At 63.7% G+C, this 21,567-nt stretch carries 16 protein-coding genes; 10 read left to right on the top strand and 6 right to left on the bottom strand.

The annotated features are described in order from the left end of the window. The 7 genes from AC1Q5W_RS15600 to AC1Q5W_RS15630 all read left to right on the top strand — a co-directional run. On the top strand, positions 1 to 672 hold a 672-nt coding region (locus tag AC1Q5W_RS15600), incomplete at its 5' end, for a uracil-DNA glycosylase (protein WP_492704247.1). A 318-nt stretch (positions 673 to 990) separates the two neighbouring features. After that, positions 991 to 2,040, top strand: a complete 1,050-nt coding sequence (locus tag AC1Q5W_RS15605; protein ID WP_492644359.1) for a hypothetical protein — start codon at positions 991 to 993, stop codon at positions 2,038 to 2,040. A 305-nt stretch (positions 2,041 to 2,345) separates the two neighbouring features. After that, a complete protein-coding gene (pyrF, locus tag AC1Q5W_RS15610; RefSeq protein WP_492644358.1) occupies positions 2,346 to 3,200 on the top strand; it encodes an orotidine-5'-phosphate decarboxylase in 855 nt (284 codons plus the stop codon). 29 nt (positions 3,201 to 3,229) lie between these two features. Continuing rightward, a complete protein-coding gene (locus tag AC1Q5W_RS15615) occupies positions 3,230 to 3,742 on the top strand; it encodes an RcnB family protein (RefSeq protein ID WP_492644357.1) in 513 nt (170 codons plus the stop codon). Positions 3,743 to 3,857: 115 nt separating this feature from the next. Further along, positions 3,858 to 4,568, top strand: coding sequence for a glutathione S-transferase family protein (locus AC1Q5W_RS15620; RefSeq protein ID WP_492644356.1), 711 nt, complete (start codon positions 3,858 to 3,860; stop codon positions 4,566 to 4,568). 2 nt (positions 4,569 to 4,570) lie between these two features. Beyond that, a complete protein-coding gene (locus AC1Q5W_RS15625) occupies positions 4,571 to 5,191 on the top strand; it encodes a glutathione S-transferase family protein (protein ID WP_492644355.1) in 621 nt (206 codons plus the stop codon). Between the two features lie 96 nt (positions 5,192 to 5,287). Beyond that, complete coding sequence (locus tag AC1Q5W_RS15630; RefSeq protein WP_492644354.1) at positions 5,288 to 9,295, top strand: bifunctional diguanylate cyclase/phosphodiesterase; 4,008 nt, start codon at positions 5,288 to 5,290, stop codon at positions 9,293 to 9,295. Between the two features lie 14 nt (positions 9,296 to 9,309). Here AC1Q5W_RS15630 and uvrA read toward each other — a convergent pair whose 3' ends face one another. Next, positions 9,310 to 12,390 (bottom strand): excinuclease ABC subunit UvrA, encoded by a 3,081-nt coding sequence (gene uvrA, locus AC1Q5W_RS15635; RefSeq protein WP_492644353.1) that lies wholly within the window; start codon positions 12,388 to 12,390, stop codon positions 9,310 to 9,312. A gap of 240 nt (positions 12,391 to 12,630) precedes the next feature. Between uvrA and AC1Q5W_RS15640 the strand changes: the two genes are divergently transcribed. The 3 genes from AC1Q5W_RS15640 to AC1Q5W_RS15650 all read left to right on the top strand — a co-directional run bounded on the left by AC1Q5W_RS15640 (position 12,631) and on the right by AC1Q5W_RS15650 (position 15,509). Further along, positions 12,631 to 13,839, top strand: coding sequence for an MFS transporter (locus AC1Q5W_RS15640; protein ID WP_492646139.1), 1,209 nt, complete (start codon positions 12,631 to 12,633; stop codon positions 13,837 to 13,839). Between the two features lie 24 nt (positions 13,840 to 13,863). Next, positions 13,864 to 14,337 (top strand): single-stranded DNA-binding protein, encoded by a 474-nt coding sequence (gene ssb, locus AC1Q5W_RS15645; protein ID WP_492644352.1) that lies wholly within the window; start codon positions 13,864 to 13,866, stop codon positions 14,335 to 14,337. Positions 14,338 to 14,753: 416 nt separating this feature from the next. Then, a complete protein-coding gene (locus tag AC1Q5W_RS15650; RefSeq protein WP_492644351.1) occupies positions 14,754 to 15,509 on the top strand; it encodes a hypothetical protein in 756 nt (251 codons plus the stop codon). A 200-nt stretch (positions 15,510 to 15,709) separates the two neighbouring features. On the opposite strand, the gene pelG is transcribed toward AC1Q5W_RS15650, so the two are convergent. Genes pelG through AC1Q5W_RS15675 form a run of 5 tightly spaced genes read right to left on the bottom strand, consistent with a single transcriptional unit; the run spans position 15,710 to position 21,563 of the window. After that, a complete protein-coding gene (gene pelG / locus AC1Q5W_RS15655; protein ID WP_492644350.1) occupies positions 15,710 to 17,083 on the bottom strand; it encodes an exopolysaccharide Pel transporter PelG in 1,374 nt (457 codons plus the stop codon). Then, a complete protein-coding gene (pelF, locus tag AC1Q5W_RS15660) occupies positions 17,071 to 18,627 on the bottom strand; it encodes a GT4 family glycosyltransferase PelF (protein WP_492644349.1) in 1,557 nt (518 codons plus the stop codon). Before pelF ends, pelG begins: the two co-directional genes overlap by 13 nt. Next, a complete protein-coding gene (locus AC1Q5W_RS15665; protein WP_492644348.1) occupies positions 18,599 to 19,639 on the bottom strand; it encodes a tetratricopeptide repeat protein in 1,041 nt (346 codons plus the stop codon). Before AC1Q5W_RS15665 ends, pelF begins: the two co-directional genes overlap by 29 nt. Next, complete coding sequence (locus tag AC1Q5W_RS15670; RefSeq protein ID WP_492644347.1) at positions 19,636 to 21,000, bottom strand: PelD GGDEF domain-containing protein; 1,365 nt, start codon at positions 20,998 to 21,000, stop codon at positions 19,636 to 19,638. The genes AC1Q5W_RS15665 and AC1Q5W_RS15670 overlap by 4 nt, the downstream gene beginning before the upstream one ends. A gap of 8 nt (positions 21,001 to 21,008) precedes the next feature. Further along, a complete protein-coding gene (locus tag AC1Q5W_RS15675; protein ID WP_492644346.1) occupies positions 21,009 to 21,563 on the bottom strand; it encodes an LpoB-related protein in 555 nt (184 codons plus the stop codon). Positions 21,564 to 21,567 lie beyond the last annotated feature (4 nt).

Raw genomic sequence — 21,567 nt, forward strand, 5'->3', positions numbered from 1 at the left:
GTTCCGGCCCGCTTCGCGGCGGCCGCTGGCGGCAGCGTGGTGCCTGCCGCGGACGTGCCCGGCGAAGCACTGGCACTGCACCGGCTGGACTGGGCGGCCCTGGCGCAAACCGCCGCTGCCTGCCAGGCCTGCGGCCTGTGTGCCGGGCGCAAGAACAGCACGCTGCAACGCCCCGATGCGCCCGCGCAAGCCGACTGGCTGGTGGTGGGCGATCCGCCGGACGAAGACGAAGACCGCCTGGCGCAACCCTTTGCCGAACAGGCGGGCCTGTTGCTGGACGCCATGCTCAAGGCCGTGGGCGCCCGCCGCAACGGCACCGCCCGCCAGGGCGCGTATCTGACCAACGTTGTCAAGTGCCGGCCCCCACCCGGGCGCCTGCCGCAGGCGGCCGAGCTGGCCCAGTGCGCGCAGTACCTGCAGCGCGAAGTGGCGCTGGTGCAACCCAAGGTCATCCTGGCCATGGGTCGTTTCGCCACGCAGGTGCTGCTGGGCGAACACCCCGAGCAGGCGGCCCTGCCCCTGGGCAAGCAGCGCGGCACCGTGTACCGCTACCGCGGCATTCCCGTGGTGGTGACCTACCACCCCAAAGTCTTGCTGCGCGCCAGCGCCGACAAGGCCAAGGCCTGGGCTGACCTGTGCCTGGCAATGGATGTGCTGGACGGTGCGGTTTAAGCCCGGGGTGTAGGTTTAACAACGATTGGCCGTGTGGTTGGATTGGTACCGACCAATGCCGGTCGTTTGCTGCTTCTCCGCGTTCCGGTCATAGGGGTTTGTTTTTCATGCCGGCGTCACCCGTTTGGGGGATGGGCAGCTGCCTAATGCACGTCTACACTGGCCCTGAGTACTGCCGGGGGCGCGCAAACCCTTTGCGGGTAACGCTTCCAGGAGTTTTTGATGTCCAATTTGCCCCGCCAGACGCCAGATTGGACTGCACTAGACGCCCACAAATCGCTCGCGAGCACAATTTAAATGTCCAGTACTCCAGAGTTCATGACCTTCGTTCTAGGTGCAGGCTCCAGCTATGAGGTCAGCATGCCGACCGGAAGCGAGTTGAAAGGCAAGATTGCGTCCAGCTTAGCCTTTAAGGTTGATAACTTTCGCGTACTAACCGGTGGCGATGATCAAATTCGTGACGCCTTGTATGCATTGGGGCAACGTTCTGGAAGCGCTCACTTGGTCGATGACTATTACTCCGCTTCAAGCCGGGTCTGTGCCGGGATGCCGCAGGCACCGTCGATTGACAACTTCATCGACTCACACCGGTCGAATCCCACAATTGCCGCAGTTGGAAAGCTCGCCATAGCTTCTGCGATTCTCAAAGCCGAGCGGAGCAGTACTCTTTATGTGAGTCCTAAAAACATCTATAACACGATCAATTTTGGGCGTGTAGCCGACACTTGGTTCAATGCCTTCTTTCAGTTGGTGTGTCTCAATGCACAAGAAGAGGATCTGCCAACCCGACTATCTAGGGTGCGTGTCGTCACGTTCAATTACGATCGAACGCTGGAACACTTCCTTTATTACTCCATTCAAAACTACTACGGCAGCAGCCCGGAGCGAGCCGCAGAAATCGTTTCGCACCTCTCTGTTCTCCATCCATATGGGCAAGTCGGCACCTTGCCCTGGCAAAACCGAGGTACTTCAGTGCCCTTCGGTGGCGATATTAGTTCGTCGGCACTGATCCAAGTAGCTGAAAACCTTAGAACTTTCACTGAGGGAACGTCTGAGTCGGACAGCCAGATTGAGCAAATTCGTAAAGCTGTCTTCGATGCAGAGACTCTTGTCTTCTTGGGCTTTGCGTTTCACGAGTTGAATCTTCAGCTTCTATTTGGTTCGCCGCGTGAAATTCCGGTCCGTCATTCAAAACAGATCTTCGGTACTGCAATGGGTCTATCCGAAAGCAACAAGAAGGTACTTGATGCAGAGCTGGCGAACCTCGGTCGGTTAGACAGCACCCAAATCACGCTGCGGCGAGAGCTGTCTGCAGCCCAATTGCTGCCCGAATACTCTCGGTCATTGAGGGTGCCCGGTACTGCCTAACTGGTCGTTCAACGCGGACACCACTACAGGCCATGCCTTCAGCATTCTCATGGCCTGAAGCGGTACCCTCCGCGCTTAGCGCTTCGACGCCGGTTAACTAGGGCGTTGAACGTCCGCCTTTCACTTTGCCTTATGTCCGCGAAAGGCCCGTTGCTGACCTCTATCGTCCAATCGAGAGCACCCACTTCCTGCCATAAATAGCAGCTGGCCGGAATTCCCGAAGCGTAGCGAACTAATAGACACCCGTTACGCTTTGAAACGCGTCGAAGGCGACGGTCCGTGCGTCGCTTCCCTACAATAGCCGCATGACTTTCCTAGACCAGTTGCGCACTGCCGAGCGCCAAAACGGCTCCCTGTTGTGCGTGGGGCTGGACCCCGAACCCGCCAAGTTTCCCACCCACTGGCGCGGCGACGCGAGCAAGATTTTTGACTTCTGCGCCGCTATCGTCGACGCCACGGCCGACTTGGTCATCGCTTTCAAACCCCAGATTGCCTACTTCGCCGCCCACCGCGCCGAAGACCAGCTGGAGCGGCTGGTGGCCCACATGCGCCGTGTGGCGCCCCAGGTGCCCGTCATCCTGGACGCCAAGCGTGGCGACATCGGCAGCACCGCCGAGCAGTACGCCATCGAGGCCTTCGAGCGCTACGGCGCCGATGCCGTCACGCTGTCGCCCTTCATGGGCTTTGACTCCGTGGCGCCTTACCTGAAGTACCACGGCAAGGGTGCCTTCCTGCTGTGCCGCACCTCCAACCCGGGTGGTGACGACTTCCAGCCCCAGCGCCTGCTGGAGCTGCCGGGCCAGCCCCGCCTGTACGAACACATTGCCGCGCTGGCGCAGGGCCCGTGGAACCAGAACGGCCAGCTCGGGCTGGTGGTGGGCGCCACCTACCCGGCCGAGATTGCGCGCGTGCGCGAACTGGCACCCACCGTGCCCCTGCTGATTCCGGGCGTGGGTGCGCAGGGCGGCGACGCGGTGGCCACCGTCAAGGCGGGCTGGCGCGGCACGGCGTCCGCGTCCACCGGGCCGGTGATCGTGAACTCTTCCCGCGCCATTCTGTATGCCGCAGCGGGGGCGGATTTTGCGGCCGCTGCGCGGGCCGAGGCCCAGCGCACGCGGGGCGTGCTGCAGGCCGCCCTGCAGCAGGTGCAGGCCGGCTAAGGGAGTTGTTGTTTTGCAGGAGAAACAGAATGCGTAAAAGTTTGTCGGTCCGTCGTGCCGGGTGGCACGTGGGGCGTGTGGTGTGCGGTGGTGTACTGGTGCTGGCCAGCGTGGCCTCTATGGCGGGCAAGCCCGAATGGGCTGGCCACGGAAAGAACAGGGACCGGGGCGACGAGCAGGATTCTTACGTGACCGCACCGGCCCCCCGCGCAGGGGTCGAGATTCGCATTGGCAGTTATTTCGCACCGGCCCAGCGCACCCAGTTGCAGGACTACTACCGCCAGCAGGCGCGCACCGGCCATTGCCCGCCCGGACTGGCCAAAAAGAACAACGGTTGCCTGCCGCCGGGGCAGGCCAAGAAGTGGGCCATGGGCCGCCCCCTGCCCTATGGCGTGGAGTATGGCGCGGTGGACCCCCGTATCCTGCGGCAGCTGGGTGCACCGCCGGCCGGGCACCAGTTTGTGCGGGTTGCGGCCGACATCCTGCTCATCGCCGTGGGTACCGGCATGGTGGTGGACGCCATCGAGGACCTGGGCCGCTAGGCCTCCCCCAGGCGGGGCGCGGGGACGTGCTGCACGTTGCCCCCGCGACACCGGGGGTGTTGCAAGGTCGCTACCATGGGGGTTGCTTCGCGCCATCCACTTCCGGGGACCTTGCATGATCGACCTGTACACCGCCGCCACGCCCAATGGACACAAGGTGTCCATCGCTCTCGAAGAACTGGCCCTGCCCTACACGCTCAAGGTGCTGGACCTGGCGAAGAACGAGCAGAAGGCGCCTGCGTTCCTGGCTATCAACCCCAATGGCCGCATTCCCGCCATCGTCGACCGTGACGAAGACGACTTTGCGGTGTTCGAGTCTGGCGCCATCCTCATCTACCTGGCCGAGAAGACCGGACGCCTCATGCCTACCGACCGCAAGGGCCGCTCACGCGTCATCCAGTGGCTGATGTTCCAGATGGGCGGTATCGGCCCCATGATGGGCCAGGCCAATGTGTTCTTCCGCTACTTTCCGGAAAAGATTCAGCCCGCCATTGACCGCTACCAGGGCGAGAGCAAGCGCCTGTTCTGCGTGCTCGACGGTCACCTGAAGGACCATGAATACCTGGCGGGTGACTATTCCATTGCCGATATCGCCAACTGGGCCTGGGTGCGCACACACCGCTGGTCGGGGGTGGAGGTGGACGACCTGCCGCACCTGCAGCGCTGGTTGGCGTTGGTGGGCGCGCGCGAGGCCGTGCAGCGTGGCCTGCAGAATCCGCCGTCCACGCTGGAACTGCGCCGCGATGGCAGCGAAGCCGCCCAGAAGTTCTCGGACCAGGCGCGCAACATGGTAGAAATGGGCCAGTCCCGCAAGACAGGAGTGTGAGCATGCAGCTGTACGTTGCGCACGGTGCGCCCAATCCCCGCCGCGTCCTGATGTTTCTGGTCGAAAAAGGCATCACCGGCATCAACCTGGTCAACCTGGACCTCAATGCCCACGAACACCAGGGCCAGGCCTACCGCGCCAAGAGCCCGCTGGCCAAGGTGCCCGCGCTGGAGTTGGACGACGGCCGGGTGCTGACCGAGACCCGCGCCATCTGCACCTACCTGGAGGGGCTGTACCCTGAACCCAACCTGATGGGCACCACGTTCGAGGAGCGCGCCTTTATCGAGATGGCCGACCGGCGGGTGGAGTTCTACCTGTTTGGTGGCATTGCCAACGTGGTGCGCCATACCCACCCGGGGCTGGCGCCGCTGGAGCAGCCGCAGTTTCCAGAGTTTGGCCAGGCACAGGTGGCCAAGGTGCGCGAGGTGGCGGCCTGGTTCGACCACGTACTGGAGCGCCAGCCCTGGATTGCTGGCGAGCGCTTCACCGTTGCCGACATCACGGCGTTCTGTGCCATCGAATTTGCCCGGCTGATGAAATTCCAGCCCGGCCGCGAAGGGTTGCCGGCCCTGCAGGCCTGGCGCGACCGCGTGGCGGAACGCCCGAGCGCTTCAGTCAAATAATACCGGTTTACGCCGCGCAGGCGCGTGTGCGGGGCGGCCCACGCCGCCGGGCTCCTTATTTGACGCTACCATGGGGCGTCACCCGGGTAGCCATCAATGACCTCACGCCTCAAGACTGCCAGCTTCTCGTTCAGCCTGCGGGTGGCTGCGGCGTTTGCGCTGGTCCTGGTGGCAGTGTTTGCGGTGTATGTGGCCTCGGAAAAGCGGATTGATGTCGCCAACGAGTTGCGTTACCAGTCGCGCCTGCTGGTAGAGGAGTTGCGGCAGTCCTCCGATGACCTGACCCGCATGGCACGCACGTACGTGATGACGGGTGCTCCCGAGTACAAGCAGCACTACTTCGAGATTCTGGACATCCGGGACGGCAAGATGGCGCGCCCCGACAACTTCCAGAGCATGTACTGGTATCTGGCGGCAGACAAACCGCCGGCGGCCGCGGCGGCCGGGGGGGACAGGACGCCACTGCTGCAGAAAATGCAGGAAGCCGGTTTCCAGCCGGACGAATTTCGCCAGCTGGCACTGGCCAAGGACAATTCCGACCGGTTGACCCTGCTGGAGCGCGAGGCCATGGCGCTGGTGGAGACCCCGGGGCCCGGCCTGGACGCCCGCCGCCTGCGGGCCGGGCAGATGCTCCACGACGCGGCCTACCACCAGGCCAAGGCCCGCATCATGGAGCCGCTGGATGCGTTCTACCGACTCTCGGATGCCCGTACCCTGGCGGCGGTGCATGCGGCTGAGCGCCAGGCGACGCTGCTGCGCACGGTGTTTGTGCTGGTTGGCCTGGGTTTGCTGCTGGCCTTGTGGCGCTCGTTCCGGACACTGCACGCCACCTTGGGGGGGCGGCTCGACACCCTCCACACGCACATCACCCGGATTGGCCAGGGCCATTTTTCGGATGCCATGGTCGTGCCGCCGGATCGCCAGGAAAGCGTGCTGGGCTGGCTGGCCCAGACGCAGCGCCGGCTCAACGCAATGGAGCAGGCGCACTTGGAGGCCGAGACCAAACTGCGCCAGCTGGCCCGTCTGTATGCGGCCCTGAGCGACTGCAACCAGGCCATCGTGCGCTGTGCCGACGAAACCGAACTCTTTGCCCAGATTTGCCGCAGCGCCGTGGACCACGGGGGCATGCGCATGGCCTGGATCGGGCTGGTGGATAACGAGCACGGCCCGCTGCGGACGGTGGCCGCGTATGGGGTGGGCGCCGAAGTGCCGCAGGAACTGGGCATTGTGGCCGATGACAGCGTCCCCATGGGGGCCGGGCCGACGGGCCGCGCCCTGCACGGCGATCAACCCTACTGGTGCCAGGAGTACCAGACAGACCCCGTCACCGAACCCTGGCATGCGTGGGGTGCGCGTTTTGGCTGGGCGGCCTCGGCGGCCTTGCCCCTGCACCGCGATGGCCGGGTGGTGGGGGTCTTCACGGTGTATGCGGACGAAGAGGGGGCTTTTGACGAACCGGTGCAGAACCTGCTGTTGGAAATGGCCTCGGATATCGACTACGCGTTGCGCAATTTCGACCGCGAAGCGGCCCGCACCCAGGCCGAGGCCCGCACCGCCGAGTCCGAAACCCGCCTCGCCCTGGCCTTGCAGGGCGCGCGCGATGCCCTGTGGGACTGGGACCTGTCGCGCGGCCGGTTCTACTATTCGCCGCGTTGGTGGCAGATGCTGGGTTATGCGGTGGACCAGTATCCGGTCGATGCCGATCTGTGGCGGCGGTTCATGCACCCTGAGGATGTGCCGCGGGTTGTCGAGCTGATGACGGAGTTTCTGCGCAGCGTCGGCGAGGGCTTTGTGGCGGAGTGCCGCCTGCAGCACAGCGACGGCCATTACGTTCCGGTGCTGGTGCGGGCCTTTGCCCAGCGCAACGAGGCCGGCCGGGTGGTGCGGGTGTCGGGCACCAACATGGACCTGACGGACCGGGTGCGGGCGCGCCAGCGCGATGCGCTGCGCAGCTTCATGCTGGAGCGGCTGGCCAGCAGCGTGCCGCTGGAGCAGGTGCTGCGGGATTTTGTGTTGCGGATCCAGGAGGTGTTGCCCGGCGCGCTGTGTTCCATCCTGCTGCTGGACACGGAGGGTCAGTGCTTGCGCCAGGGGGTGGCGCCCAGCCTGCCCGACTTTTACAACGCGGCCCTCCAGGGGGTGCCGATTGGCGAGGGCGTGGGTTCCTGCGGCACGGCGGCCTTCACGGGCCGGCGCGCGATTGTTACCGACATTGCCACCGACCCGGACTGGGTGGCGTTCAAGGACGTTGCGGCGCGGGCGGGGCTGGTGGCCTGCTGGTCTGAACCCATCCGCTCCGGTGGCAACGCGGTATTGGGCACTTTCGGGGTGTACCACCGCACGGCGGTGGCGCCCGATGCCTATGAAATCGGGGTGATTGAAATGGCGGCCAACCTGACGGCCATTGCCATCGAGCGCAAGAACGCCGAGATGCAGCTGCAGCTGGTGTCCAAGGTGTTTGACCAGGTGGGAGAGGTCATCATGATCACGGACCAGCACAGCCGGCTGGTGCGGGTGAACAATGCCTTTACCCGGATCACCGGCTACACCGAGGCCGAAGCCCTGGGGAAGAACCCCAGCATGCTGTCCTCGGGCCGGCAGGACCGGGATTTTTACCGTGCCATGTGGCAGGCTATTGCCAGCCAGGGCCAGTGGCACGGCGAGGTGTGGAACCGCCGCAAGGACGGCACGCTGTACCCGGGTTGGCTGTCCATCAGCCAGCTGCGCGACGCCCAGGCCCAGGTGACCAACTATGTTGCCATTGCCACGGACATCACCCAGCGCAAGGCCGACGAGGAGCACATCCGGATACTGGCCGATTTCGATCCCCTGACTGGCCTGCCCAACCGGCGCCTGCTGCAGGACCGGCTCCAGACCGAGCTGGGCCATGCGCAGCGCAGCCACGAATCGCTGGCGGTGATGTTCCTGGACCTGGACCGGTTCAAGAACGTGAACGACTCGCTGGGGCACCAGGTCGGTGACGCGCTGCTGATCCAGGTGACGCTGCGCCTGCAGCAGACCCTGCGCGAGCAGGACACCATCAGCCGCCTGGGGGGCGACGAGTTCGTGATCCTGTGCCCGGACACCGACGCCGCCGGCGCGGCCCATGTGGCCCGCAAACTGCTGGAGGCGACCGCGCCACGCTACGTGATCGGGCAGCAGGAGCTGGCCATTACGTTCTCCATCGGTATCGCGCTGTACCCGGCCGACGGCGACACCTTCGAGACGCTGTCGATGCGGGCTGATGCGGCGATGTACCGGGCCAAGCAGAGCGGGCGCAACGCCTACCGGTTCTTCACCGCCGAAATGCAGGCCCAGAGCACCCGCGCCCTGCAGCTCGAAAACGCTCTGAGCCGGGCGCTGGAGCAGGACCAGCTGCAGCTGGTGTATCAGCCGCAGGTGTCCCTGCACGACGGCGCCATCGTGGGGGCGGAGGCCCTGCTGCGCTGGACGCATCCCACCCTGGGATCGGTGTCTCCGGTCGAGTTCATCCCGATTGCCGAGGACAGCGGCTTGATCCTTTCCATTGGCGCCTGGGTGCTGCGCACCGCGGCCTGGCAACTGCGCGCCTGGCGCGATGCGGGCTTGCCGGTGCAGCAAATGGCCGTGAACCTGTCGGCGGTGCAGTTCCGCCACGCCAACCTGCCGGAGCTGGTTTCCAGCATCCTGGCGGACGCCGGCCTGCCGCCCCAATGCCTGGAGCTGGAGCTGACCGAAGGCGTGGCGATGAATGATCCGCTGGAGGCGATTGCCATCATGGACGAGCTGCATCAGCGGGGTGTGCGCATGGCGATCGACGACTTCGGAACCGGGTACTCTTCACTGAGCTACCTCAAGCGGTTCCAGGTCTACAAGCTCAAGATCGACCAGTCGTTTGTGCGGGACATCACCGACGATCCGGATGACAAGGCCATCGTGGCTGCCATCATCGGTCTGGCCCATAGCCTGGGTTTTGCCACCATTGCGGAGGGCGTGGAGACGCAGGCTCAGCTGGCATTCCTGCGCGACCAGGGCTGCGACGAGGTGCAGGGGTATTTTTACAGCAAGCCCCTGTCGCCTGCCCACTTCGAGGCCTTCGTCCGCCAGCACGCACGCGCCGGCTGACGCCGGTGCGCCGCTTACAGCAGGCGCTGCAGGTAGCGCCCGGTGTGGCTGGCCGGGTTGGCCGCAATGTCTTCCGGCGTGCCCACGCCCAGCACCGTGCCGCCGCCCGAGCCGCCTTCGGGGCCCATGTCGATCAGCCAGTCGGCGGTCTTGATGACGTCCAGGTTGTGCTCGATGACGACGATGGTGTTGCCGGCGTCGCGCAGCTGGTGCAGGACCTTGAGCAGCAGGGCAATGTCGGCAAAGTGCAGCCCGGTGGTGGGCTCGTCCAGGATGTAGAGCGTGCGCCCGGTGTCGCGCTTGGAGAGTTCCAGCGCCAGCTTCACGCGCTGCGCCTCACCGCCTGAGAGCGTGGTGGCAGCCTGGCCCAGCTTGACGTAGGACAGGCCCACGTCCAGCAGGGTTTGCAGCTTGCGGGCGATGGTGGGCACGGCTTGCAGAAACTCGTAGGCAGCTTCCACGGTGAGTTCCAGGATCTGCGCAATGTTCTTGCCCTTGTACAGCACCTCCAGCGTCTCGCGGTTGTAGCGCGCACCGGCGCACACGTCGCAGGGCACGTACACATCGGGCAGGAAGTGCATCTCGACCTTGACCACGCCGTCGCCCTGGCAGGCCTCGCAGCGCCCGCCGGCCACGTTGAAGGAAAAGCGGCCCGGGCCGTAGCCGCGCTCGCGCGCGGTGGGCACCTCAGCCATCAGTTCGCGGATCGGGGTGAACAAGCCGGTGTAGGTGGCCGGGTTGGAGCGCGGTGTGCGGCCGATGGGCGACTGGTCCACGTTGATGACCTTGTCGAAATGCTCGATGCCCTCGATTGCCTCGTGTGCCGCCGGTTCCTCGTGGGCGCGGTAGAGAGTGCGGGCCACGGCGGCGTACAGCGTGTCGTTGACCAGCGTGGACTTGCCCGAGCCGGAGACGCCGGTCACGCAGGTGAACAGGCCCACGGGAAAATCCACGCTCACGTTGCGCAGGTTGTGGCCGCTGGCGCCCACGACCCGCAGGGCTTGCAGGTCGCCCAGCGTGGCCTGGTGGTGTGCTTCGCGCTCGGCCCGCCGGATGGCGGCGGGACTGGGCGCAAAGCGGTGGGGCTTGGCCTTGTCGGCCGCCGCCTGTGTAGCGCGCACCGTGGGCTGCCAGGGCGTACGTTGCCGGGGTACGGGAATCTGCAGGGTGTGGGCCAGGTACTGCCCGGTGAGGGATTCGGTGTTGGCCCTGACCTGCTCGAAGTTGCCCTGGGCAATGACGCGCCCACCGTGCACACCGGCACCGGGGCCCAGGTCGATGATGTGGTCGGCCGCGCGCATCATGTCCTCGTCGTGCTCCACCACCAGCACGCTGTTGCCGATGTCGCGCAGGTGCTTGAGCGTGTCGATCAGTCGGTCGTTGTCGCGCTGGTGCAGGCCGATGCTGGGCTCGTCAAGCACATACATCACGCCGGTCAGGCCCGAGCCGATCTGGCTGGCCAGGCGGATGCGCTGGCTCTCGCCGCCACTGAGCGTTTCGGCGCTGCGGTCCAAGCTGAGGTAGTTCAGGCCCACGTCGTTGAGGAACTTCAGGCGCAGGCCGATCTCGCGGATCACCTTGGCCGCGATGTCGCCCTTGGCACCGGCCATGGTCAGGGTCTGGAAATAGGCGTGGCTCTCGCGCAGGGTGGCGCGGCTGATCTCGAAGATGGCGCGGGCCTGGTCGCCCTCGCCGATCTTGACGTGGCGGGCTTCCAGGCGCAGGCGCGAGCCTTTGCAGGCCGGGCAGGGCTGGGTGCTGTGCAGGCGGGCCAGGTCTTCGCGCACCAGGGCGGAGTCGGTCTCGCGGTAGCGGCGCGCCATGTTGGGCAGGATGCCTTCGAACGGGTGCTTCTTGCTCAGCTTCTTGCCCTGCGAGGCGCCGGAGTCCACCACGTAGCTGAACTTGATTTCCTCCTCGCCCGAACCGTGCAGGATGGCGGCCTGCACCGTGTCGGGCAGGGACTCGAAGGGCGCCTCGATGTCGAACTTGTAGTGCTTGGCCAGGCTCTCCAGCATCGAGAAGTAGTAACCGTTGCGCCGGTCCCAGCCCTTGATGGCGCCGCTGGCCAGGCTGAGCGTGGGAAACGCCACCACCCGTGCCGGGTCAAAGAACTCCTGCTGGCCCAGGCCGTCACAGCTGGGGCAGGCGCCGACCGGCGAGTTGAAGGAGAACAGCCGGGGCTCCAGCTCCGAGATCGAGTGGCTGCAGACCGGGCAGGCAAAGCGAGCGTTAAAAAGGTGCTCTTTTGGGGCTTTGCCCCCGTCGTTATTGTGCAGGTCGCTATCATTTTCAGAGCGTTCCGGAGCATCCATCTCCAGCGCGATGGCGCGCCCGTTGGCCAGGCGCAAAGCGGCTTCGAAGCTTTCGGCCAGGCGCTGCTGCAGGTCTGCGCGAACCTTGATGCGGTCGATCACCACGTCGATGTCGTGTTTCTCCGTCTTCTTGAGCACGGGCAGGTCGTCAAATTCGTAGACCGTGCCGTTCACCCGGAAGCGCACATAGCCCTGGGCCTGCATCTCGGCAAACACGTCCAGGAACTCGCCTTTCTTCTCGCGTGCCACCGGCGCCAGGATCATCAGCCGGGTATCTGCCGGCAGGGCCAGCACGGCGTCCACCATCTGGCTCACGGTCTGGCTCTGCAGGGGCAGGTCGTGGTCGGGGCAATAGGGTGTGCCGGCGCGGGCGAACAGCAGGCGCAGGTAGTCGTGGATCTCGGTCACCGTGCCGACGGTGGAGCGCGGGTTGTGGCTGGTGGCCTTCTGCTCGATGGAGATGGCGGGCGACAGGCCCTCGATCACGTCCACGTCGGGCTTGTCCATCAGTTGCAGGAACTGGCGGGCGTAGGTGGACAGGCTCTCTACATAGCGGCGCTGGCCTTCGGCGTACAGGGTGTCGAAGGCCAGGCTGGACTTGCCCGAACCCGACAGGCCGGTGATCACCACCAGCTGGTTGCGCGGGATGTCGAGGTCGATGTTCTTCAGGTTGTGGGTACGCGCACCCCGGATGCTGATGGTCTGCTGCTGCAATACCCGGGCCAGGTAGGTGCTGTCCGGGTCATGGGGAGAGGGGGTGCCGTCGTTCGATAGTGTCAAGGTCGTGACCCACTGGAGAGGTTGTGCGGGGAAATCAGGGAAACCTACCATGATAGTGAAAGATGGCGGTCTTTGCTGCCTTGCCAGCCGATTTCGGGCAGATAGGAGACAATGGCAGCCTTTCCCTGTGTGTGCAGCGGAATTTCCAGTTTGCGAGTTACTGCCTTGTCTTCACCGTCTTATTCCGCTGCGGATTCCGCGTCTGTGTCGCCGGAGGCCACTCCCGTGACGTCGTCCACCATGACCGGGCAGGAGCGCCGCTCCACGGTTTCGCTGGCCCTGATCTTTGCCCTGCGCATGCTGGGCCTGTTTCTCGTGTTGCCCGTGTTTTCGCTGGAGGCGCGCAAGTACCCCGGCGGCGATGATCCGGCCCTGATTGGCATGGCCATGGGCATCTATGGCCTGACCCAGGGCCTGCTGCAGATTCCCTTTGGCGTGGCTTCCGACCGTTTTGGCCGCAAGCGCGTGATGGTGATCGGGCTGGCTATTTTTGCGCTGGGCAGCGCGCTGGCAGCCCTGGCGCCCACGCTGGCCTGGCTGGTCGCCGGCCGTGCCCTGCAGGGCGCCGGCGCCATCTCGGCGGCGGTGACGGCCCTGCTGGCCGACCAGACGCGTGACAGCGTGCGCACCAAGGCCATGGCGCTGGTGGGTGCCAGCATCGGCCTGATGTTTGCAGTGTCGCTGGTGCTGTCGCCCTTGCTCAACACGTTGGTGGGCCTGAGTGGCTTGTTTGCCATGACCTCCACGCTGGCGGTCATCGGCATTGCCGTGGTGCTGTGGTGGGTGCCGGCCGAGCCGGCGGCGCACGCCGCACCTGAAGCGGGCGGACTGGCCGCGGGCTTGGTCGCGGTAGCGCGCAATCCGGCCCTGTTGCGCCTGTATTTCGGTGTTTTTGTGCTGCATGCGGTGCAGCTGTCTATGTGGGTAGCGCTGCCTACCATGCTGGTGCAGGCCGGGCTGGCCAAGGACCACCACTGGTGGGTGTATCTGCCCGCGGTGCTGGCCTCGTTCTTTGTAATGGGCGCCACGCTGTTCCCGCTGGAAAAACGGGGCTATCTGCGAGCCGTATTCCTGGGCGCCGTGGGGCTGATCGCCCTGGTGCAGCTGGGGCTGTTGTTGGTGTCCACTGGGGCGCCGTCCGTGACGGAGCTGGCCTTGCTGCTGTTTGTGTTTTTCTGCGGATTCAACGTGCTGGAGGCCAGCCAGCCCAGCATGGCCTCACGGGTGGCACCGCCCGGCGCCCGCGGCGCCGCGCTGGGGATGTATAACAGCCTGCAGTCATTGGGGTTCTTTACCGGCGGCATGCTGGGCGGGTGGCTGGTCAAGCATACGGGGCCACAAGGCCTGTTTGTGGCCGGAGCCGGGGCCATGCTGGTCTGGCTGGTGGTGGCCTGGCCCATGCAGGCGCCCAAAGTGCCTGGCGCGCCGGCTGCGGCAAAGGCCGGCTAAACTCCCCCCATTCTGGAGGAAACCATGGCATCCGTTAACAAAGTCATTCTGGTCGGCAACTGCGGTCGCGACCCCGAAATCCGCTACCTGCCGTCGGGCCAGGCCGTGGCCAATGTGAGTGTGGCCACCAGCACCCGCCGCAAGGACAAGAACACGGGCGAAAGCACCGAGATCACCGAATGGCACCGCGTGACGTTCTACGACCGCCTGGCCGAAATCGCCGGCGAGTACGTCAAGAAGGGGCGCCCCATTTACGTGGAGGGCCGCCTGAAGTACGGCAAGTACACCGACCAGGCGGGTGTGGAAAAGAACACCGTGGACATCATTGCCACCGAACTGCAATTGCTGGGCGGCCGCGAAGGCATGGGCGGCCCCGGAGACGGCGACGAAGGCGGCGGCTCCGCCCCCCGTCGCATGGCGCCCGCGCCCCGTGCCGCTGCGCCCGCACCCCGGCCGGCCAGTGGCTTTGACGACATGGATGACGATATTCCGTTCTAGATACTACTTTTTTTAACTCGTAAACAAAGCCCCGCGAGCCTAATGCTCACGGGGCTTTTTTCTTTGTTGACACATTTCTGGATTCTGGAAAAAACGCATTTATTGAACACTTTTTACTTTTGTCACTAAAAGCTTGAGCATAGCCATCGACACGTTTTGCGAATTAATGGTCGATGGGGTTGACTTTCAACAGACCCATCGCATTCGTTCACTGCCCTGGTCGTTGCTGGTGGACGCGAGATACCTCATGACCGCAGAAGTTCTTTAATTCGCCCTCTACTTAGAGCGTGCACACGAACGAAGTGCAATTTTTTTTACTAGGACTTTCCCTTGGTTGACAGCGATAGGCCGTTTTGTCAAGTCCGACTTGAGCGATGGGTGCTAATGTTTCTCGACATCACAAAACGAGAGGCTCCATGTGGATGCAAACAAGAAAGTCCCCCGCAAATTTTCCGCGAGAGCGTGCTTCAGACAGCATCAGTGGAGTGCAGACGAAACATTCGGTCACCAAGATGGACGGCCGAACTTTCTCCGAAGTCGACGAAGAAGAAAACAACCCTCGATGGACGCAGCGCGGATTGGCCGTCGATGCCTGGCGCTGTCATTCGACTCACGCATATCAAGGCTCCATCCCGTTTGGAACAGGCCGTTCAGGCTCGAAAGAGCAGGCGCCTCACGCAATCTGCGAAGCCCGAATTGAAATGGGAGGTTGTGAGCCGGTCAGATGGGTCGGTGAAATGAGCAGGGGGAAAAACCTGAAAGATGCCGACATCGAAAAGATTGTTGAAATCCTTGACGGATGGAACGGCAAACTTCGATGGGAATTGCTGATTGATGACATTGAGAAGAGGCTCTTTACTCGCTATACGCGGCAGGCTTTGCACAGGCACGCTCGAATCACTATTGCCTTTGCGCACCGCAAGCAGGAACTCGCACTTATCGTTGGTAAGACGCCTCGACAGGCGGTACTTCCAGAGCAGCAACTGGCACTAGACCGTATCGAACGGTTGACCAACGAGTGCAGTCGCCTCAAGGCAGAAAACAACTTGCTCCTAGAGCAATTTGTTCGATGGGCCTACAACGCTCATCTTCGCGGCTTGGATGAGCGGTTTCTCAACCAGCCGCTTCCACAGGTTAATCGCTACGCCGACGAGCAACGGCGCCCTCGATGAACATCAGTAACTGACTTGAAAAGGGTTCGAGTCTCACGCGGCAGGTAATTCTAAGAGTGGCACCTTGCCCAGATTCAAGCACAGTAAGCAGTTATGAGAGGACTGCTAACCGTTCTAAACGGCACGTTTTTCAGCGCGCGTCCGGGGGCCTGCAAGTCATTGCGACTGCAGGCTTTTTTTTTGGGCGGGACGTCCACTGCCTATTGCAGCATGAAGGTCTCAAACTCCAGCGCTTCCAGACGGCGATTCAGGGTCCAGACCCCGGCCAGCACCGTGACCAGCATGGCCACGGCAAAGCCATAGCCAAACCAGGCGGCGCCCAGGTACAGCGACACGCCGCTGAAGACCACGTTGGTCACCACCAGGGTGCCGGTCAGCCACACGACGGCCCGGCGCTGGTCCAGATAGAACAGCACGTTCAGAATGCCGAGCATCACCACCTGCAGTCCGGCGCCCACTACGTCGATGAAGAGCAAAGGCAGGTACAGAGTCGAGATGCCCAGCCATTCCAGCAGCGCCTCACCCAGCACAAAGGTCACCAGCACGGTGATGGACTGGACCTTGGCAATGTCGAAGAGCCCACGCTGGACGTGGTAGACCATGTGGTTGCGCATGCGCTCGATGTACTCCAGCGTGGCGCCCTCGCGGACCGCGTCGTAGAACTTGCTGTAGTACTCGACGAAGTCGGTCTCAATGCGCACCAGAAAGACCGCCATGCCGGGAATGACGGTGAGATACGCCAGGAAAATGGGGAAGTCGTAGATGACGGAGGCATGCAGCGGGCCGATGACGGCCTGGCCCGTGCCCGGGAAGTACCAGAAGATCAGCTTGTCCACCCAGACGCCGAGATTGAACAGGAAGCCGGTCGCCATCAGGCTGCGGTACATGGCGCCTTTTTTCCAGATGTCAAAGGCAATGAACCGGTCGGAGTGGTAGGTGCGGTAGATCAGCCAGATCATTCCGGCCAGCAGCAGGAAGTGGCCGACCACAAACCCCAGCAGCAGCCCTTCCATGTCCAGCAGGCGGGAGAACGCCAGCGCCAGCCCCATGGTGGCGCCGTAGCCGAAGAAGAAAATCAGCAGGATGGCGCGGTAATGCTTCAGGCCGGTGAGAAATACCGTGGCCACCCAGATGGCCGACAGGGTGGCCAGGCCCATGACAAACAGGGTCCGGTAGAGCACGGTTTCCTGCGGGAAGGCGAGAAACACGACCGGCAGCCCGCAGACGATGCTGACGTTGATGGCCACCAGCATCAGGCCATTGAAGTTGGGCAGGATGGCACCCTCTTCCTTGGCAAAGATGCGGTCGGCGACAAACCGGGTAAAAGACAGTTGCACCAGTCCGGTCATGATCAGCGAGGTCATGAACAGGTAGGTGACGGTGATCTGGAACTGCGCGATCAGGGCGTGGGGCACCAGCACCCCGATGCTCAGCAAGCCGATGAGCATGATGCCCACAATGGACAGGATCCACGGACCGGAACTGATGATGCCGGCGTAGGCGTAGGCCTGCAGCAGGCCGGAATAGGACTGCTTGTTGAGCAGTTTCCGGATGGCGAAGCCTATGCCTGCCATGCCAGTCCGTGGTCGTAGAGTTCGCGGTAGCGGTCGAACATCATGTGTTGGGCGTAGTACGCTTCCACACGCCGGATGGCCGCCCGGCTGGCCTGCTCCCAGGTGTCCTGGTTGGACAGCAATTCGAGCGAGGCCTCTGCCAAGGCGTCCGGATCGGCAATGCGCACCACGCGGCCGGAGGGACCGATGGCGGCGTCGTCGCCCGGCAGACCGTACACCAGCTGCCGGCAGGAACCCACATCGGTGCTGACCGTGGGAACGCCAGCCGCATAGCCTTCCAGTATTACCAGTGGCAGCGCTTCGCTGATGGAACTCAGCACCACCAGGCCCACCTGGGGCAGTAGCTCGGTGAGTTTCTGGAAACCGAGGAAACGCACGCTGTCCTGCAGCCCCAGGCGCTCGACCAGGTCCCGGCATTCGATGGCGTAATCGGGGTCTTCATCCTCCGGCCCTGCGATCCACGCCTGGGCCTGCGGCATGCGGGTCACCACGATGCGCATGGCGCGGATGAAGGTCTTGATGTCCTTGATGGGCACCACCCGTCCGATCAGGCACAGCACGGGCGGCACGGTGGCGCTGCGCTGGCTGCGCAGGGGCGCAAAGCGCGCGATGTCCACCCCGTTGGGGATGTTGCTGGTGCGCTCCGCCGGCGCGCCGTCGAGCAGCTGGCGTTGCCGATTGGCCTCGTACAGGGCCACGATGTGGTTGCTGGCCTGGTAGGTCAGATAGCCAAGGTGTTCAAAGAAACGGATCCACAGCTGACGGTAGTAGCTGACCTGGGAGGGGTCGTTTTCAAAGACGCTGCGGTTGTCCTTGATCCATTGCGCCTGGTACAGGTCGATCTTGCGTTCCTTGACGTAGATACCGTGTTCGCTCAGGATGAACGGGCGCGGGTTGCGGTGCTTGAGCAGCACGCCCAGGATGCCGGCATAGCCGGTGGAAACCGAATGGTAGATCTGCGCCGTGGGACAACGCTGGGCGATGTCGCGCAGCCGCCAGAAGGGCGCATGCATGATGCGCACGGTCCAGAAATAGTCCACGAACGAGGGGTCCGTGCTGTAGCGCCGGTGACCGTCCTTGATGAGTTCCCAGGCGGCCTCGCTGTGCAGGAAGGCCTCCTGGGGAAGCTGGCCGCCTGGATGGGCCTCGTCCATCATGGAGGAAAAAAGGCGCCCGCAATCGGGGTTCTGGATGTCGGCGTGCAGCATGTCATGCAGCGCCCCGACGGATGCCATGGCATCCGTGTCGGCCTGCGCCTTGACGGGGCGCACGCCGTGGTGGGTCGCCGGTTCGTAGAGGTAGGTGGTCTCCAGGTGCACCAGGTTGTCGGGCAGGGCATAGCGCATCGGCCCGTAATCTTCCGGTCGGCTGCCAATGAAGATGGCGCCGAAGCGCAGCTCGGGAAAGCCCCGGATGATCTGGTTGACCCAGCTGGAAACCCCTCCGGCGACGTACGGGAAAGTGCCTTCCAGCAGCAGCAGCACGTCAACGTTTTGCGCGCGCGGGAGGGCGGGCTCAGATGTGGTGGAGGATGCGGCGGTCAAGGAAGTGACGGGCGTTGTCGCGCCCGGTCCAAATATCAACGATGGCCATCGTACGGGAAGCCACGTGCAAATTCTTCAAGCGCAGCATATAAGCGTGCGTTGTGTGGAATTGTCGACGCTGGAATGCGAGCTCCGCCAGGTAGGGAAGCACGGAGGCCTGCGCCTGCCCCAGACGCAGGGCTTCTTCCAGCGCGGCTTCAGCGGGCCCGATTTCGCCTTGCGCCAGCAGTACCCGGCCTTTGAGGAACACAATGCCGCAGGCATGGGGCTCATTCATGGCGAGCGCGGCGTCCAGGTATTTGCGTGCCTGTTCGAGGTTGTGTTTCTTCAGCCCGCCTTGTGCCAGCCCCGCATAGACCAGCTCCCAGTGCAGTTCGGCCAGGTGGCGCAGGCAGTCATACCGGGCCGCGCTGGGCAGATCCCGTTCCAGGTTCTTCTGCTCCTGGTGGATGTGTACGGAGAGTTTTTTTTCTTCGGCATCGAGCATGCCAAAGGCAATCAGGCGCACATCGTCGGTGGCGTCGCCCAGCAGTTCTTCCAGGATGGGGTTGGCCACCCGTCCGGGGACAGCCTGCAGCGTGAGCAGGGACTGCATGCGCACGTGCGCCGGGACCTGGGTGGTCAGGCGCGAGCGGATGGCGCCCTGCCCGGCCCGGTGGGTTTCGGTGGCACGCACGTTGTACTCCGGCAGCGCAACGGAACGGGGCTTGGCCTGAATCAGGCTGCCGAAAGTCCGGTTCAAGGACGTGTGCGTAATGATCAGCAGACTGATGGGGCCCACCACAGGTGCAATCAGGGCAAAGTTGAAAATCAGCAGCCAGGACCAACCCGACGTGCCCCGGTAATGCGGGGGCATCAGCAGGTAGCCGCTGGTGGCCAGGACGGCGCAGGCGGCGGCGTGCACGAGCCACACCTGCGCCAGCGCGCTGCTGGAGGAGGACATGGGCAGCGGACCGAGAAAAACCCAGAGGTCCAGCGAAACCGCGCACCAGGCCCAGAACGCCTTTTTCATGGCTGCATGATCCTGGTGAGGGCGGCCAAGGGGTCTTCGTGCGACAGATCGATGGTGCGCAGATGGATGCGCAGCGAATCGAAATCCCCGCCGAAAACCTGCTGGAGCCAGTCTTCCACCCGCAGGAAAAAACCTTCCTTGGCCGCAGAGGAGGCAAAGGGCAGCAGGATGGCGACGACCGGGTTGCCCGCCACGTAGGTCAACCAGTACAGGTCGAGGCCGCGCTTGATCTGCAGGAACTGCGTCGGAATTTCTTCCTTGTTGTCCCCGGCAAAGGTCATGACGACCAGGTGGCTGGTGATGCCCACCTTGCGCTGCAGCCGCACCATGCGGGCCAGTTCCTCGGCGAAGGTGGCGGGAATGGTGGGCAGCTGTGCCCGGTATTGCGCGACATCCGTGGCGTTGAGAACGTGGTCGGCATAGTAGCCCAGGGTCACCGACATCATCTGCAGGTTCTCGACGTTGAGCGAAAAGAACGGCAGCTTGGTGACTGCCAGTGCACCGATGATGCGGTCGTCACTGGCAATGAGGGGGGCGACGATCAACTGGGTGGACTGGCGTTCGTAGGACACTTCGCTACCGGCCACGTGGGCCAGGCTGCGGGTTTCAACGGCGAGCTTGAACAATTCGTCGTCTGGGTCCATGGCGTGTGGCTCGCCCAGTGATTCGGCCATCGGGCCCAGCGTCACATGGCCGTTGCGGTCTTCCGCCAGGTAGATCGCTGCCGATTCGATGTTGACGTACTGCGCCAGCAGGTGGAGCAAGGCCGGCAAGCCGGGCAGTTGTCCAGCGTGGCGATCGGTCGACAGGACCTGGTCGCGCAGGCTGACCAGGGCATCGCGCAGGGACCCGGGTCGCGCCAGCATTTCCTGCTCCAGCCGGTCATGCGACAGGTTGAGCAGCAGATGGCGCTTGGTCAGGCGTGAGAGCCGCTCGGTTACGTACAGGTTGGTTTCGTCCATGCGCAAGACTCGGTCGCGCCAGACATCACTGAACTCTCCGCACAGCAGGATCAGCAAACCGCCGCCGAAGAAATAGTCCCGGGGGAATTCGGCCTGTACCACTGCCGCGGCGCCTAGTGCACCGGCCAGCAGCCAGCTGCCTAGGATCAGGACGCCACTGGTCAGACCCGGCATGACGCCATAGCGCAGAGCCACCATGACTGGCGCAAACCACAGCCAGGGGAATGCTGCCTTGAGCAGGAACGGGTCGCCAGGCCGCCAGTACCAGGACAAACCCGTGACGAGCAGCGGAATGCAGACCACCTCCAGCCATTTCGTGCGGAGCGCGGCATGCTCCGGGGCCAGCGTCTGTTTCGGGCGCAGCCGCTGCAAAAATGATCTTAGAGAAGTCGGCAGCATGGGGCCGGTTAGCGTTTGTCGGTTTTTGTCTGGACCCGCAAGCCACTCAGCAGCTCATTGAGCAGTTTCTGCGCGACCCCGGACAAGGCGTCGCGGCTCCAGCCGCTTTTGGCGCCCGAGGCACTCCAGACGACTTGGCCACTGGAGAGTTCAATCACCTGCAGGGTGATGCCAACGGCAGGCTCGCCGTCAATGCCCACCTTGTAGCGCCATTCTTCGACGGCGCCGGACAGTCCGTAGCGGGCCCCCTGCTCACGCGCCCATTTCTGGGCCTCTTCCGTGACGCGCCGCTCCGAGGGTTCAAACAGGCTGTCGCGTGACAGGGTGGCGGGGTAGCGTACCAGGTTGTCAATGCCACGCAGGCGCAAGGCGTGCTCGGCAATGGATTCGGCAGACAACGCCGCTTGCGGCGTGTCGGTGTGGTTCTCCATGGGTAGCAGCACCCATTTGGCTCCGGCATCCAGCGGGCTGTTGCCGGGCATGGAACTCACGGTGGAGCAACCAGCGATGAGCAGGGCTGCCAGCGAAAACAGAATGCGGTGGAGGGTGTGCATGGTCGTCATGGTG

The sequence above is a fragment of the Rhodoferax sp. MLSD5-FHT05B10 genome, assembly GCF_058793415.1.